Here is a 13327-nt window from a genome sequence, read left to right on the forward strand (position 1 = left end):
GGGGTGTGGGGTGCGCGCGTGGTTGTGCGGGCGGGGCCCGGCGGGCCGGCGGCCCGCGGCGAGTCGCCCCTCGTGAGTGTCGGCGTTCGGGTCGCCCGGAAACGCCCGGTTCAGGTCCTCGTCGGTGTACCGGACCTCCCGCTCCAGCGCGCGCTCGTTCGCCACGACGAGTTTCACGGGTCGCTCGACGCTCGGCGGGTCGGCGAGAAGTCGTTCGACCGCGTGGACTCCGCACGGTTCGTCGCCGTGGATTCCGGCGACGACCGCAATCTCCGGCGTTCCGTCGCCCAACTGCTCGATTCGCATTGGCCGAAACCGAAGGCCGGTCCGGCCTTGAGCGTTTCGAACCGCGAGTCGGGTGGAGAAAATGTGTGCCGCTCCGACTCAATCGAGGTCGGCGAGCGACCGGAGCGTGGGTTCGAGCGAACTGCCCGCGTCGGTCAGCGCCACGAAGTCGCGCTCCTGGTCGTAGGTCGCGAGTCCCACGTCGGCGAGTTTCGGGACGTGGGTGTGGTACAGCGAGAGGTAGACCTCCAACACCGTCTCGGGGTCGATGTCAGAGAGGGGCACGTCGCGCTCGGCGACCGCGACCTCGTCGGCGAGGTCAGGGAGCGGGAGGTCGCCGTGAGCTAGCATCGTCACGAGGGCGTGTCGCCGTCGTTGGTCGGCGAGCGCGTCGAACAGCCCGGTCACCGAAAACGGCGGGTCGGCACCGTCTCCGGCGTCGTCGAGGTCCGACTCGACGGTCGCGAGGACGGTTTCGAGTGTGGCGTCCGACCGATACCGAACCGTCTCGCAGTCGGAGTCGTAGTCGAGAAAGCCCGTGTCGTCGAGTTTCGGCAGAACGGTGTGATGGAGGCGCGCCGCGATTTGGTCGGCGTCCCGGTCGGAGTCCCGACCGGCCGACTCGATGCAATCGGCGAGCGTGGCGACCGCGACCTCGTCGTCGGGGTTCCGGACCAGCGACCGAAGCAGGACCCGACAGTCGCGGTCGGCGGCCGCCGCGAAGACGGTGTCGAGTCGGCCGCCACCCTCGGCACCCGACCGCGTGGCGTCCGCCAATGTGTCGAAGTGGCGTTCGGTCATCGTCGTTTCCGTTCCAGCGAGCCGACGCGTCCCGTCGCGGGGAGACCGCTGTCTATCCGGTAGGAGTGGTGCCGGATTATATAAGTTGTCGATTTCAATTGACGAAGAGACCGCGGTCGGAGACGGGTGACACGACCCTTCTGAGTCGTCTGCGGTCACTCCAGCGATTCGGCGTACGCGAAGTCCGCGTCGGCGGCGGTCGGTCGCTCGCCGTCGAGTTCGATTCGCCACCCGTGGAGGGCGTCGGGGTCGTCGAGCGCTTCGGTCACGGTCTCGCGCACGTCGAGGACGTTCACGCCGTAGAAGTCCCGCGGGACGCCGTGGAGGTACTGGAGTGCGGTCTCAAACAGGCTCTGCATCCCGCCGTCGTCCTCGAAGTCGAAGTGCTTGTACGCGCCCGCCGCGACCTGCACCATTCCGTGAAGGAACGCGCTCTCCGTGGTACCGCCCCCATAATTGTACCATTCTGCTTCAAAACAATCGTGCGATTCGTGGAACTCCCCGACGTTGAAGAGCGCGACCCCGTGAATCACGGCCCGCCGGAGCGTGGCGTGTTCCCACTGGCCGTCGGGACGCCACCCGGTCGGGTCCCCCGTTGGCGGGCCGACCGAGGGGTCTCGCGTGTGTTCGTCCATTGGTGTTCGTTTCGAGTCGGAGTCGGATACCTTCGTCGGAGAAGTGCGTTCGAATCGCAGAAGATAGCTGAAACGTCCCTGTGTACCCGCTTCGAACGCGATTCACGGAATGGAGAACAGCCAGAACGCCACCATTCGATCCTTACGAACTACAACACACAGGAGAGCAAACAACAGCCAGAAAGCCCCCGCCCGGTCACGTGAGCGAAGCGAACGTGACCTCGGAAGACGCGGTTTGTCTTCCGATGGTCGCGGTCGCTCTGCGGGATATTCGCGCCTCTCCGCAACGCTCGGCGCGAATAGTGGCCCGCAGAGACGACTAAATTGCACGCGACCGGGCGGCCCCTTTCATTCCCACCCTGCAATTGTCTCACCAACCGATTTCGGTGGTTCGTGTCACCGGCTAATTTCTGTGGTCTGCGTCACCGAGCTACGGTTTTCCGGACGCCGACCGCTGGCGTCTCGAAACGCAAGCTAAACACGCGCGAAAATCGAATTTACGCCATTCATGTCTTGGGGAACGCTGGTCGTCGCGGGCCTGTTCGAAATCATGTGGGCAATCGGGTTGAAGTACTCCGACGGATTCACGAACGTCAGGGCATCGGTGGCAACCGTGGTCGCGCTCGTAATCAGCATGCTCCTGCTGGCGAAAGCGGTCGAGACGCTCCCGGTCGGTACCGCCTACGCGGTCTGGACCGGCATCGGCGCGGTCGGAACCGCCACGCTCGGCATCGTGCTGTTCGACGAGTCGGCCGACCTCCTCCGGGTCGGGTTCGTCGGCGTCATCGTGGTCGGCATCGTCGGTCTCCACCTCACGTCAGGGCACTGACGCCGAAATTTTTGTCCGATTCGCGGTATGTTTTAAGGTACTCGCGCTATAGGTGGGTACCAATGGCAACACCTCGGTCGGCAGTCGACACCAACGAAAGCGTCAGCAAATCCATCGTCGAGACGGTCGCGGAAGTCGAGGGCGTCTCGCCGACGGAACTGACGCCACCGCTGTACGACGTTGTGGACCCGGACGCGCTCGACCAACTGTTCGCTCCGGCCTCGAATCGCTCTGACAGTCGCGTCGTGTTCTTCTACAACGGGTACGAGGTCACGGTCGATGGCGACGGGTCGGTGTCGGTCGTGCGCCCGGACGCCTGAACGTTCAAGCCGTTCGGCGTCGTGGGTGGTATCGAATGCGACCCGACGAACTGCGGCGGGCAGACCATTTCCGCCACGACGACGACACCGACGAAATCGTGTTCGCGGTCGAGGACGGCCGAGTGCTCGCGATTCGGGAGTATCCGAGCGTCGAGGCGTTCGAGGCGGCCGTCGAGGACGCCGAGTACGTCGGCACTCACGAGGGAATCGCGGAGTTACCGGGGGTCGAAGCGTTCGAGGAGTAGTCGGACCTGTTTCGACAACAGTTTTAGGCCGGGGCTATTTTCTCCGCGTATAAGATATGGGTTCGTGTGTAATCTGTGGGGCTTCTGCCAACGGCGCAATCTGTGAGAGCCACGAGCAGGACGTCCTCTTCGAGTTCACCGGAACGTCACCGCAGCAACTGACTTCCGGACGGTACTACAGCGGAACTGTCGACGGCTTCGCCGAGTTCGGCGTCTTCGTCAACATCGGCGACCGAGTCACGGGGCTCCTTCACAAGAGCGAACTCGACCGCCGCCTCGACTCGCTCGACTGGGACCAGGGCGAGACCGTGTTCGTCCAAGTGACCGGCGTGCGCGACAACGGCAACGTGGACCTCGGTTGGTCGCTCCGCCAGTCCGAACGCGAGTTCCGCGGCAAGCTCCTCGACGACCCCGACCGCGGGGCGGTCCTCCCCGACGAGGACGACGAGGGCGACGACGCCGACGAGCAGGCCGAGACGCAGGTCGAAGACCAGACCGAGAAGACTTCGACGGCCGACGCCGAGGAGTCCGAGGAGAGCGCCGACGACAGCCAGCAGGCGACGACCGACGGCGCGGGCGCGAGCGCGGCCGCCACCGAGTCCGAACCGGAACCATCTCGCGTCCAAATCGCGACGCTGAGCGACCGCGTGGGCGACGACGTTCGCATCGAGGGCGAAGTCGTCGGCGCGCGCCAGACCAGCGGCCCGACCATCTTCGAAGTGCGCGACGAGAGCGCCACCGTCGATTGTGCCGCGTTCGTGGAGGCGGGCGTCCGCGCGTACCCCGAGGTCGAGACGGGCGACTTCGTCCGACTCGACGGCGAGGTCGAACTCCGGTACAACGAGCTACAGGTCGAGACCGAGGAGTTAGAAAAGCTCGAAGACGACGACCGCGAAGCGGTCGAGACGCGACTCGAAAACGCGCTTCGCGACGAGGCCCGACCCGACGACGTGGACCTGCTGGCCGACCACGACGGCGTGGCGGCGGTCCACGACACCATCCGGGACGCCGCCGAGGAGATTCGGCGTGCGGTCATGGAGTCCCGACCGGTCATCGTCCGGCACAACGCGACCGCCGACGGCTACGTCGCTGGCGCGGCAATCGAGCGCGCGGTCCTCCCGCTCGTGCGCGACGAACACGCCAAGAGCGACGCCGAGTACCACTTCTTCGACCGGCGACCGCTCGAAGGCGGCGACTACGACATGGCCGACGCGACCAAGGACGTGACTCGGATGCTCGGCAACCGCGAGCGTCACGACGAGAAGCTTCCGCTGTTCGTCCTCGCGGCGGCCGGAAGCACCGACGAGTCGCGCGACGGACTCGAACTCCTCGACGTGTACGACGCCCCGCGGGTCACCATCGACGCGAGTTCGCCCGACGAGGGCGTCGCCGACCTCGCCGACGTGGCCGTCAACCCCCACCTCGAAGGCGCGGACGGGTCGGACGTGACCGTCGGCGCGCTCGGCGCGAACGTCGCGGCCCACGTCAACACCAAGGTCCGGGGCGGCATCTCGCACCTCCCGGCGGTCAGCTACTGGGCGGACGCACCGGAGGCGTACACCGACCTCGCGAGCGAGGCGGGCTACGACGACGACCACACCACCGCGCTTCGCGAAGCGGTCGCGCTCGAAGCGTTCTATCAGGCCTACGAGGACAAGCGCGAACTCATCACCGACCTGCTGTTCGAACACGAGAAGCGCGACCTCGCCGAACACGTCGCCGAGCAGTTCCGTCAGAAACTCGGAGTCGAACTCGACACGGTGGAGCCGAATCTCTCGATTCGCGGCGAGAACGGCGTCTCCTTCACGGTTCTCGACGCCGATTCGTTCACCCACCGATTCGACTTCCCGCCGACGCCGCTCCTGCTCGACGAACTCCACCGCCGGAAGGTCGGGGCCGACGAAGCCCCGGGCGACACGCACGTCACCATCGGCGTTGACGAGGACGAAATTTACGTCCGAAGCGACGACCGCGTGAACTCTCGGGAGGTCGCCGCGGCCGCGAGCGAACAGGCCCCGAACGCGGGCATCGTCGCGCGCGGCACGCAGGACGGCACCATCGACTTCCTCGTCGGCGAGCGCGAGGCGGCGCTCGACGCCGTGGTCGCGGCCATCGCGGAACGGCTGTAAGTCGGATTTTCGGTTTTTGGGTCGCTTTTTGTGTGGGAAGTTTTCGACGTGTGTGCTGACCAAACCACCTGTGGGTGGACTGAAAGGGGCCGTCCGGTCGCGTTCATTTCAGTCGCCTCCGCGAGCAACTATTCAGGCCGGGCAGTGCGGAGAGGCCTGAATATCTCGCGGAGCGACCGCGAGCGGGCGGGGGCTTTCGGAGACACAACCGATACTGAAACCGCACGGTCGTCATTTTGGGAACCTTCTTGTAGTTCTACTCAACGATAGTCCGTGACACAATCACTACTGCACGTAGACGACACCCTTATCCCGACCAATCGACCAAATACCACGTAATGAGTACCGAGACGCCGGACGCCACCGAGACCGAGGCGTTCGAGCGAGTCTGCGAGGAACTGGTCGAGCGCATCCTCGCGGGCGACGTGGAACGCGACGACCTCGAAAGCGAGAAGCTCGAAGTCTGCTCGGAGTTCTCGGCACCGAAGGTGCCGAAGAACTCCGAACTGTTCGACTACGCGCCCGAGGAGCACCGCGAGGACTTACAGGCGGTCCTCCAGCGCAAGCCCGTCCGAACCGCGTCGGGCGTCTCGCCGGTCGCCATCATGACGAGTCCCCACCAGTGCCCGCACGGCAAGTGCCTCTACTGTCCCGGCGGGCCGGGGTCGGAGTTCTCGTCCTCCCAGAGCTACACCGGCCACGAGCCAGCCGCCGCGCGCGGGGTCCAGAACGACTACGACCCCTACGGGCAGGTGACCCTGCGACTCCACCAACTCCGGGAAATCGGCCACCCGGTCGATAAGGTCGAACTCATCCTGATGGGCGGGACGATGACCGCCCGGAGCCACGACTATCAGGAGTGGTTCGTCAAGCGCGCGCTGGAGGCGATGAACGACTACGACACCGACGCCGAACCCCAGCCAGCCCAGGGCGAGAGCTTCGCCCAAGACCCCGAAAACGCCGAGTTCCGCTATCTCGAAGACGTAATCGCGGAGAACGAGACGAACGACATCCGGAACATCGGCACCACGTTCGAGACCAAGCCCGACTGGTGTGACCCCGAGCAAATCGACCGGATGCTCGACCTCGGAGGAACGAAGGTCGAGGTCGGCGTCCAGACCACCTACGAGCGAATCAACCGCGAGATGCATCGGGGCCACGGCGCGCAGGCGTCCATCGACGCGAATCAGCGACTCCGGGACGCGGCGTTCAAGGTCGGCTTCCACATGATGCCCGGCCAGCCCGGAATGAGCAAGGAGATGTGCCTCGAAGACTTCCGTCGCCTGTTCGAGGACGAGAAGTGGCGGCCCGACTACCTCAAAATCTACCCCACGCTGGTCGTCCGGGGCACCGCGACCTACGACTGGTGGCATCGCGACGAGTACGAACCGCTTCGGAACGAGGAGGCCGCCGAACTCGTCGCCGAAATCAAGTCGATGATTCCGAAGTACACCCGACTCCAGCGCGTCCAGCGCGACATCCCGGCCGACTTCATCGACGCCGGAGTCTGGAAGTCGAACCTCCGACAGCTAGCGCGACAGAAGATGGACGACCACGGCTGGACCTGCGACTGCATTCGATGCCGAGAGGTCGGGATGAACGACGAGGACCCCGAGAACGTCGAACTCGACGTGCTGACCTACGAGGCCGCCGGAGGCACCGAACACTTCATCAGCTACGAGGACCCCGAGAAGGACCTTCTCGTCGGGTTCTGTCGGCTCCGATTCCCCGGCGACCCGGTTCGGCGAGAGTTGGAGAACGCGGCGTTGGTTCGAGAGCTTCACGTCTACGGCCCGATGGTCGAAGTCGGCGGCGAGAGCCACGACTGGCAGCACAAGGGGTACGGCAAGAAGCTCCTTCGGAAGGCCGAGGAGATGGCGGCGGACGCGGGCTACGAGAAGGTCAGCGTGATTTCGGGCATCGGCGCGCGCGAGTACTACCGGAACAAACTCGGCTACCATCAGGACGGCCCGTACGTGAGCAAGCGGGTGTGACGGGGCGTTCAGTCCGGGACCTCGGATTCACCCCGAAAAAGCGCGCGAAATCAGACGAACCGCCGGGTTTATTGACGCCTTCTCCCTCGTATCCGGCCATGAAAACGGTGAGCGAGCGATGAACGACCGGTCGGTACCGCGCGACCCCGAGGACATCTTCGAACGCCTGTTCCGGAGCGGTCGGACCAACGCCGCCCTGTCGTGGCTCCTGGTCGGCGTGCTCGCGCTGGTGTTCGTCGAGAGCGTAGTCGAGTTCGACCGCCTTTGGATGACGTTCGTCGCCGCCGCGGGCGCGGTGGTCCTCGTCCCACCGGTCGCGTACCGCGACTGGCGCGTGATGTTGCCGTGGGAACTCCTCGCGCTGGCGCTCCTTCCCATCCTCGTTCGGGGACTGTCCGGCGGCGAGCTCGGCCTGTTCGCGTACTACCTCTCGGTCGCCGGACTCGCGCTGGTCGTGACCGTCGAACTCCACATGTTCACGTCGCTCGACGTGACCCACTGGTTCGCGGTCACGTTCGTCGCGATGACGACGATGGCGTCCGTCGCCGCGTGGGCTATCGTGCGATGGAACTTCGACCGCATGCTCGGCACGTCGTACCTCTCCACGAACGAGGCGCTCATGGTCGAGTTCGTCTGGGTGACGCTGGCGGGATTCGCGGCCGGTGTCCTGTTCGACGCCTACTTCAGACGACGCGACCGCCAACTCTGGCGGGCTATCAACGGGATGATTCGCCGATGATGCTGCTGCCACGCCCCTCGGCGCTGAATCAGCGACGACTCACGCGAGCGATGCAAATCGTGTTGCTCGGAATCGTCGGGTACGGCGCGCTGGGAATCGTCTGGGACGGGGTCGCCGCCCAACCGAAGGCCATCGTCAACGGCGGCATCGGTCTCGCCGTCACGACCCTCCCGGCGGTACTCGAACGCAACTACGAGATTCCGCTCGACCCGTGGCTCGGTCTGTGGATTACGACCGCGGTGTTTCTCCACACGCTCGGGTCGGCGGGACTGTACGGCCAAATCGGGTGGTGGGACCACCTCACGCACTCGATGTCGGCGTCGCTGGTCGCGGCGGCCGGATACATCACCGCGCGGTCGCTCGACCTCCACAGCGACGAGATTACCATTCCGGCCAGATTCGCGTTCGTCTACATCCTCGTCGTCGTCCTGTCGTTCGGCGTCGTCTGGGAACTGTTCGAGTTCGGCCTCGACGTGGTGGCGGACTCGACGGGCGTCACGATGCCGCTCGCCCAGCACGGCCTCGACGACACCATCCGTGACCTGATGTTCAATTCGCTCGGCGCGCTACTCGTGGCGTTCTTCGGGCAGGTCCACCTCACGGGAGTCGCCGAGCGTCTCAGAGAACGCCTGTTCGCGACGGAGTAACTCCGAGCGAATCGACGCCGCAAGTGCGATTCCCCCCGCGAGTGGTACCTCTACGCAGACCCCGAGACTGTGCGTGATACCCAGCCTCCGGCCATCGCGCAGAGCGCCGCACCGAGCGCATTAACTATCATGGCGAAGACGAACCACAGGGTCCCGACGGCTACCACGAACGCTAGACTGTCCAACGACGCCAAAATCTCCGAGGAGACGAAGTCCACCGAGGTCCAGAGAACCGGTATGCTACCCACGGCTCCCGTTCGAAAGCCGGCACGTCTCACCGACTTCGATTGTGACCCGTAGTACAGCCCTGATGCGAATCCAGCGACGAGTACCGGACTCATTTCGAGTAAGGATGGGTCGGACGTTAGTACCACCGTGAAGGGTATCGAAGCGAGACCGAGGAGGACATCCACACTGATGAGTCCATGAAGCCATCGAGATAATTCATTGTCTTTGGAGAGCATAATTTCCCGGAATGTAGTATTCTGTGTCCTGCATTAAATATGTTTTCCAACCTCCGGAGACTGATAGATTGGCAAGCGTCGAGAGGAAACCAACGTTCCGAATAAGCATTTTGGCTTCGGACTATCGGGCAAAGACTACCAGTCACCGTTGCCCGCGTTCTCACCAGATACTCCGATTCTCGCGGGGTTGCACAGGTACCGACTACGGTCTGAACAGCCGATATTAATTCGCTGCCGAGAATCTAATATTTAATACTAGGAACGAATATAAAACTTTATTAGCAAAGACTGTATTTAACAAATGCAATGTCGAAACAAACGTCTCGGAGAAGAACCCTGAAGCTGATCGGCGGATCCGCGGTCGGTCTGACTGGTCTAACAGGCACGACAGCAGCAGAGGAGAATACGACTGAGACTACCGAAAAAGAGGAGGGCAAATCCGTAGAAGTGCCAGACAGCTACGAAAATGTGAGTTCGTTCACGGTTTACGAAGGGCAGGATCTCGAATGGGATGTGCCTGAAGATAAACCACTGACGACGCAGTCTCACTGTCCCGGCAACGGTGGACTCCACTGGACTCCCGGTTTCACGTGGGAGGGAGTAACGTTCGAGTTCAATGTCAAAGATTGTCCCGACACCTGTGAATGGGAAGTCACGGTTACCGCCCTCAACCAAACGTACGGTCTAGTGACCTCCGACGATTGCGAGACGAACGAGTACCTGAGCGTTGGTGTCAAACCGCTCAAATTCTCCGGTTCCGTTTCACGAGAGCAGGTCGTCTGGGGTTCGACGGCGATGGTCATTGTCGAAGCGGACATCACTGTCGAGTACTACCATCCCACGAATGGATGGCAGGAGAAGGACATCTCGTGGGAACTCGAAGGAGAGGAGTAGCGCGGATTTCGGCAAAATAGTTCGATGCGGCCGATAGCCGTATAGACGCTACGCTCCCGAGGCGCGTTTCCCTCGGGGGAGTCATCCCGTACTCGGTTCCAGCATTGTTTATCGTCCCTACATTACCGTCGAGAAAGGAGATCCTGAATCGGAGTGAAACCGATAGCTTTCCTGTAGAGTCGAGCACTCTCCCGAACCTGGTCAACAGTACTATACGTGCCACTCTATTCCTCGTCGGGATTTCACCGAGTGTCTCGGCCTCACTGTAACGACACACCTTTCCCCGACAACAGAAAATCACGTAGCATGGACCAGAAGCGGGAACTGTCGAGCATCGACCTCGCCGCCGTGGTCGCGGAACTCGGCGCGTACGAGGGGTCGAAACTCGACAAGGCGTACCTCTACGGCGACGACCTCCTGCGACTCAAGATGCGCGACTTTGACCGCGGGCGGGTCGAACTCCTCGTAGAAGTCGGCGAGACGAAGCGCGCGCACGTCTCCGCACCCGAGAACGTCCCCGACGCGCCGGGTCGCCCCCCCAACTTCGCGAAGATGCTCCGGAATCGGCTGTCGGGCGCGGACTTCGCGGGCGTCGAGCAGTACGGGTTCGACCGCATCCTCCAGTTCGACTTCGAGCGCGAGGACGGCGACACCACTATCGTCGCCGAACTGTTCGGGCAGGGCAACATCGCCGTCTTGGACGAGAATCGCGAGGTCATCGACTCGCTCGACACCGTGCGACTCAAGTCCCGGACCGTCGCGCCGGGAAGCCAGTACGAGTTCCCCGACGAGCGCATCAATCCGCTCGACATCGACTACGAGACGCTGGCGGCCTTCATGGACGACTCGGACACCGACCTCGTGCGCACGCTCGCGACCCAACTCAACTTCGGCGGACTCTACGCCGAGGAAATCTGCACCCGCGCGGGTGTCGAGAAGGAGAAAGACATCGCCGACGCCGACGAGTCCGACTACGAGGCCATCTTCGACGCCATCGAGCGCCTCGCCGGGCCGGTCCGCGAGGGGCGATTCGACCCCCGAGTGTACCGCGAGGACGACCGACTCGTGGACGTGACCCCGTTTCCGCTCGACGAGTACGCCGACCTCGACGCCGAGGCGTTCGAGACGTTCAACGGCGCGCTCGACTACTACTTCACCAACGTCGATTTCGAGGGCGACGGTCCCGGCGACGAGGCGGGCGCGGTCGGCCAGCAGCGCCCCGACTTCGAGGCCGAAATCGAGAAACAACAGCGCATCATCCAGCAGCAAGAGCAGGCCATCGAGGGGTTCGACGAGCAGGCCGACGCCGAGCGCGAGAAGGCCGAGTCGCTCTACGCCCACTACGGTCTCGCGGACGAGATTCTCACCACGGTTCAGAACGCGCTCGACGAGGGCACCTCGTGGGAGGAAATCGAGACCCGATTCGCGGAGGGTGCCGAGCGCGGAATCGACGCCGCCGAAGCCGTGCAGGGCGTGAACCCCGAGACCGGAACCGTTACGGTCGAACTCGACGGCACCCCGGTCGAACTCGACGCTAAAACGGGCGTCGAGAAGAACGCCGACCGCCTCTACACCGAGGCGAAGCGCATCGAGGAGAAGAAGGAGGGCGCGAAGGCCGCTATCGAGAACACCCGCGAGGACCTCGAAGCCGCGAAGCAACGGAGGGACGAGTGGGAGACCGACGACGAAGACGGTGCGGACGACGACGAGGACGGCGACCGCGAGGACATCGACTGGCTGACCCGAGCCTCGATTCCGATTCGAAAGCAAGAGCAGTGGTACGAGCGATTCCGGTGGTTCCGAACCTCGGACGGCTTTCTGGTCATCGGCGGCCGGAACGCCGACCAGAACGAGGAACTGGTCCAGAAGTACATGGACGGCTACGACCTGTTCTTCCACGCTCAGGCCCACGGCGGCCCGGTCACGATTCTCAAGACCTCCGACCCGAGCGAACCGTCCCGCGACGTGGACGTGCCCGAAGAGAGCAAACGGCAGGCCGCCCAGTTCGCGGTCTCCTACTCGTCGGTCTGGAAGGACGGCCGATTCGCCGGGGACGCCTACATGGTCACGCCCGACCAGGTGAGCAAGACGCCCGAGAGCGGCGAGTACCTCGAAAAGGGCGGGTTCGCCATCCGGGGCGACCGAACCTACTTCAGAGACGTGCCGGTCGGGGTCGCGGTCGGCATCGCGTGCGAACCCCACACCCGCGTCCTCGGCGGGCCGCCCGAAGCCGTGGTTCCACAGGTCGAAGCCCACGTCGAGGTCGAACCCGGCCGGTACGCCCAGAACGACGCCGCAAAGCGCATCTACCGGGCGTTCCGCGAGCGGTTCGCCGACACCTCGTTCGTCCGGAAAGTGGCGAGTCCCGACCTGATTCAGGAGTTCCTGCCGCCGGGCGGGAGTCGGATGAAAGACGAGTAGCGACCGCGACACGCCGTCGCTTGCTTCTCGAAGTCACGCAACGATTAAGCCGGTAGCGAGCGTCTATGAGGCGAGCGAGCCGCTTTCTCGAAGCCGCTGCTCGGAGACACTCATGTTCGAAACAGCCGTAAAATATCTCGTGGAGAGCGACGACGGAACCGAGACGATACTCGTGGGTGGCGTCCTCACGCTGTTCGCGTGGCTGCTGATTCCCGCGGTTTTCGTCGCGGGCTACCTCCAGCGGGTCCTCGTCCGAACGAACTCGCGCGACCCCGCGCCGTCGTTCGACGACTGGGGCGACCTGTTCGCCGAGGGCCTGAAGGCAATCGCGGTCACGCTGGCGTATCTGGTCGTTCCGGTGGCGCTGCTGATTGCGGTGACCGCGAGCGTTCTGCTCGTCTCCGTCGAGACGACTTCGACGACCGCGGCCGACCCCGTCGCGGCGGTCGGACCCAACGCGCTCGGTCTGGTCGTCATTCTCGGCGGGTTCGCGCTCGCCGCGATTACGGGGCTCCTCGCGTGGTACGCCCTGCCTGCCGCGCTCGCCCGACTCGCGCTCGAAGGTCGCCTCGGCGCGGCGTTCGAACTCCGAGCCATTCGGCGCGTCGTCACGACCGAATCGTACGCGACCGGCTGGCTGGTCGCGCTCGTCGTCCTCGTGGTCGGCGGTGCGCTCGTCAGCGGCCTCGCGTCGATTCCCTTCGTCGGGTGGGCGCTGATACCCTTCGCGGTGTTCTACCTGGACGTGGTCGCGTTCGCGCTCTACGGGCAGGCCTACCGCGACGCGACCGGAACCGGCCGCCGGGAAACCGTCGATGAAGACCGGCGGCCCGCGGCCTAACTCCCCGAACGGTAGCCAGACCTAACTTTCTGCCGCCGAATCCTCTACCGTGTTCCGAGACGCGCTCTCCTATCCGGCCCGGG

At 64.1% G+C, this 13327-nt stretch carries 13 protein-coding genes and 1 pseudogene; 10 read left to right on the forward strand and 4 right to left on the reverse strand.

The genetic code is table 11. The annotated features are described in order from the left end of the window. The 3 genes and pseudogenes from EKH81_RS03870 to EKH81_RS03880 form a co-directional block, all read right to left on the reverse strand. A pseudogene (locus tag EKH81_RS03870) lies at positions 1-306 on the reverse strand (succinylglutamate desuccinylase); the annotation flags it as partial. 78 nt (positions 307-384) lie between these two features. Next, positions 385-1086: a DUF7344 domain-containing protein gene (locus EKH81_RS19245; protein WP_202935048.1), complete on the reverse strand. Its 702-nt coding sequence runs from the start codon at positions 1084-1086 to the stop codon at positions 385-387. A gap of 155 nt (positions 1087-1241) precedes the next feature. Further along, complete coding sequence (locus tag EKH81_RS03880; protein ID WP_162224463.1) at positions 1242-1721, reverse strand: DUF309 domain-containing protein; 480 nt, start codon at positions 1719-1721, stop codon at positions 1242-1244. 508 nt (positions 1722-2229) lie between these two features. Between EKH81_RS03880 and sugE the strand changes: the two genes are divergently transcribed. The 7 genes from sugE to EKH81_RS03915 all read left to right on the forward strand — a co-directional run bounded on the left by sugE (position 2230) and on the right by EKH81_RS03915 (position 8624). Further along, positions 2230-2550, forward strand: a complete 321-nt coding sequence (sugE, locus tag EKH81_RS03885; protein ID WP_162224464.1) for a quaternary ammonium compound efflux SMR transporter SugE — start codon at positions 2230-2232, stop codon at positions 2548-2550. Positions 2551-2612: 62 nt separating this feature from the next. Continuing rightward, positions 2613-2870 (forward strand): DdfA family disk-determining factor, encoded by a 258-nt coding sequence (locus EKH81_RS03890; RefSeq protein ID WP_162224465.1) that lies wholly within the window; start codon positions 2613-2615, stop codon positions 2868-2870. Positions 2871-2905: 35 nt separating this feature from the next. Further along, positions 2906-3115, forward strand: coding sequence for a hypothetical protein (locus EKH81_RS03895; protein ID WP_162224466.1), 210 nt, complete (start codon positions 2906-2908; stop codon positions 3113-3115). Between the two features lie 56 nt (positions 3116-3171). Next, positions 3172-5244: a DHH family phosphoesterase gene (locus EKH81_RS03900; RefSeq protein ID WP_162224467.1), complete on the forward strand. Its 2073-nt coding sequence runs from the start codon at positions 3172-3174 to the stop codon at positions 5242-5244. Between the two features lie 338 nt (positions 5245-5582). After that, the gene (locus EKH81_RS03905; RefSeq protein WP_162224468.1) at positions 5583-7238 is read left to right on the forward strand and encodes a tRNA uridine(34) 5-carboxymethylaminomethyl modification radical SAM/GNAT enzyme Elp3; all 1656 of its coding nucleotides are present in this window, start codon (positions 5583-5585) and stop codon (positions 7236-7238) included. A 118-nt stretch (positions 7239-7356) separates the two neighbouring features. Beyond that, positions 7357-7977, forward strand: coding sequence for a hypothetical protein (locus tag EKH81_RS03910; RefSeq protein WP_162224469.1), 621 nt, complete (start codon positions 7357-7359; stop codon positions 7975-7977). Then, positions 7974-8624 carry a DUF2238 domain-containing protein gene (locus EKH81_RS03915; RefSeq protein WP_368407691.1) on the forward strand — a complete coding sequence of 217 codons (651 nt, stop codon included), beginning with the start codon at positions 7974-7976 and terminating at the stop codon, positions 8622-8624. Before EKH81_RS03910 ends, EKH81_RS03915 begins: the two co-directional genes overlap by 4 nt. A 50-nt stretch (positions 8625-8674) precedes the next feature. Here EKH81_RS03915 and EKH81_RS03920 read toward each other — a convergent pair whose 3' ends face one another. Then, the gene (locus EKH81_RS03920; protein WP_162224470.1) at positions 8675-9037 is read right to left on the reverse strand and encodes a DUF5518 domain-containing protein; all 363 of its coding nucleotides are present in this window, start codon (positions 9035-9037) and stop codon (positions 8675-8677) included. Between the two features lie 357 nt (positions 9038-9394). Here EKH81_RS03920 and EKH81_RS03925 point away from each other — a divergent pair, with 357 nt between their 5' ends. From EKH81_RS03925 to EKH81_RS03935, 3 genes are all read left to right on the forward strand, one after another. Next, entirely contained in the window at positions 9395-9982 is a 588-nt protein-coding gene (locus EKH81_RS03925; RefSeq protein WP_162224471.1) for a hypothetical protein, read from the forward strand. 306 nt (positions 9983-10288) lie between these two features. Next, positions 10289-12403 (forward strand): ribosome rescue protein RqcH, encoded by a 2115-nt coding sequence (gene rqcH, locus EKH81_RS03930; RefSeq protein ID WP_162224472.1) that lies wholly within the window; start codon positions 10289-10291, stop codon positions 12401-12403. A 112-nt stretch (positions 12404-12515) separates the two neighbouring features. After that, the gene (locus EKH81_RS03935; protein WP_162224473.1) at positions 12516-13244 is read left to right on the forward strand and encodes a DUF4013 domain-containing protein; all 729 of its coding nucleotides are present in this window, start codon (positions 12516-12518) and stop codon (positions 13242-13244) included. The last annotated feature ends 83 nt before the right edge of the window (positions 13245-13327 follow it).

Origin of the sequence: Halorussus amylolyticus (assembly GCF_004143485.2) — an archaeon.
Classification (GTDB): Archaea; Halobacteriota; Halobacteria; order Halobacteriales; family Haladaptataceae; genus Halorussus; species Halorussus amylolyticus.

What these genes read in the sequence shown, in the direction of transcription:
- sugE (WP_162224464.1), top strand. Translation starts at nt 2,230, where the DNA reads ATGTCTTGGGGAACGCTGGTCGTCGCGGGCCTGTTCGAAATCATGTGG.
- EKH81_RS03890 (WP_162224465.1), top strand. Translation starts at nt 2,613, where the DNA reads ATGGCAACACCTCGGTCGGCAGTCGACACCAACGAAAGCGTCAGCAAA.
- EKH81_RS03910 (WP_162224469.1), top strand. Translation starts at nt 7,357, where the DNA reads ATGAACGACCGGTCGGTACCGCGCGACCCCGAGGACATCTTCGAACGC.
- EKH81_RS03880 (WP_162224463.1), bottom strand. Translation starts at nt 1,721, where the DNA reads ATGGACGAACACACGCGAGACCCCTCGGTCGGCCCGCCAACGGGGGAC.
- rqcH (WP_162224472.1), top strand. Translation starts at nt 10,289, where the DNA reads ATGGACCAGAAGCGGGAACTGTCGAGCATCGACCTCGCCGCCGTGGTC.
- EKH81_RS03925 (WP_162224471.1), top strand. Translation starts at nt 9,395, where the DNA reads ATGTCGAAACAAACGTCTCGGAGAAGAACCCTGAAGCTGATCGGCGGA.
- EKH81_RS19245 (WP_202935048.1), bottom strand. Translation starts at nt 1,086, where the DNA reads ATGACCGAACGCCACTTCGACACATTGGCGGACGCCACGCGGTCGGGT.
- EKH81_RS03905 (WP_162224468.1), top strand. Translation starts at nt 5,583, where the DNA reads ATGAGTACCGAGACGCCGGACGCCACCGAGACCGAGGCGTTCGAGCGA.
- EKH81_RS03915 (WP_368407691.1), top strand. Translation starts at nt 7,974, where the DNA reads ATGATGCTGCTGCCACGCCCCTCGGCGCTGAATCAGCGACGACTCACG.
- EKH81_RS03895 (WP_162224466.1), top strand. Translation starts at nt 2,906, where the DNA reads ATGCGACCCGACGAACTGCGGCGGGCAGACCATTTCCGCCACGACGAC.
- EKH81_RS03935 (WP_162224473.1), top strand. Translation starts at nt 12,516, where the DNA reads ATGTTCGAAACAGCCGTAAAATATCTCGTGGAGAGCGACGACGGAACC.
- EKH81_RS03900 (WP_162224467.1), top strand. Translation starts at nt 3,172, where the DNA reads ATGGGTTCGTGTGTAATCTGTGGGGCTTCTGCCAACGGCGCAATCTGT.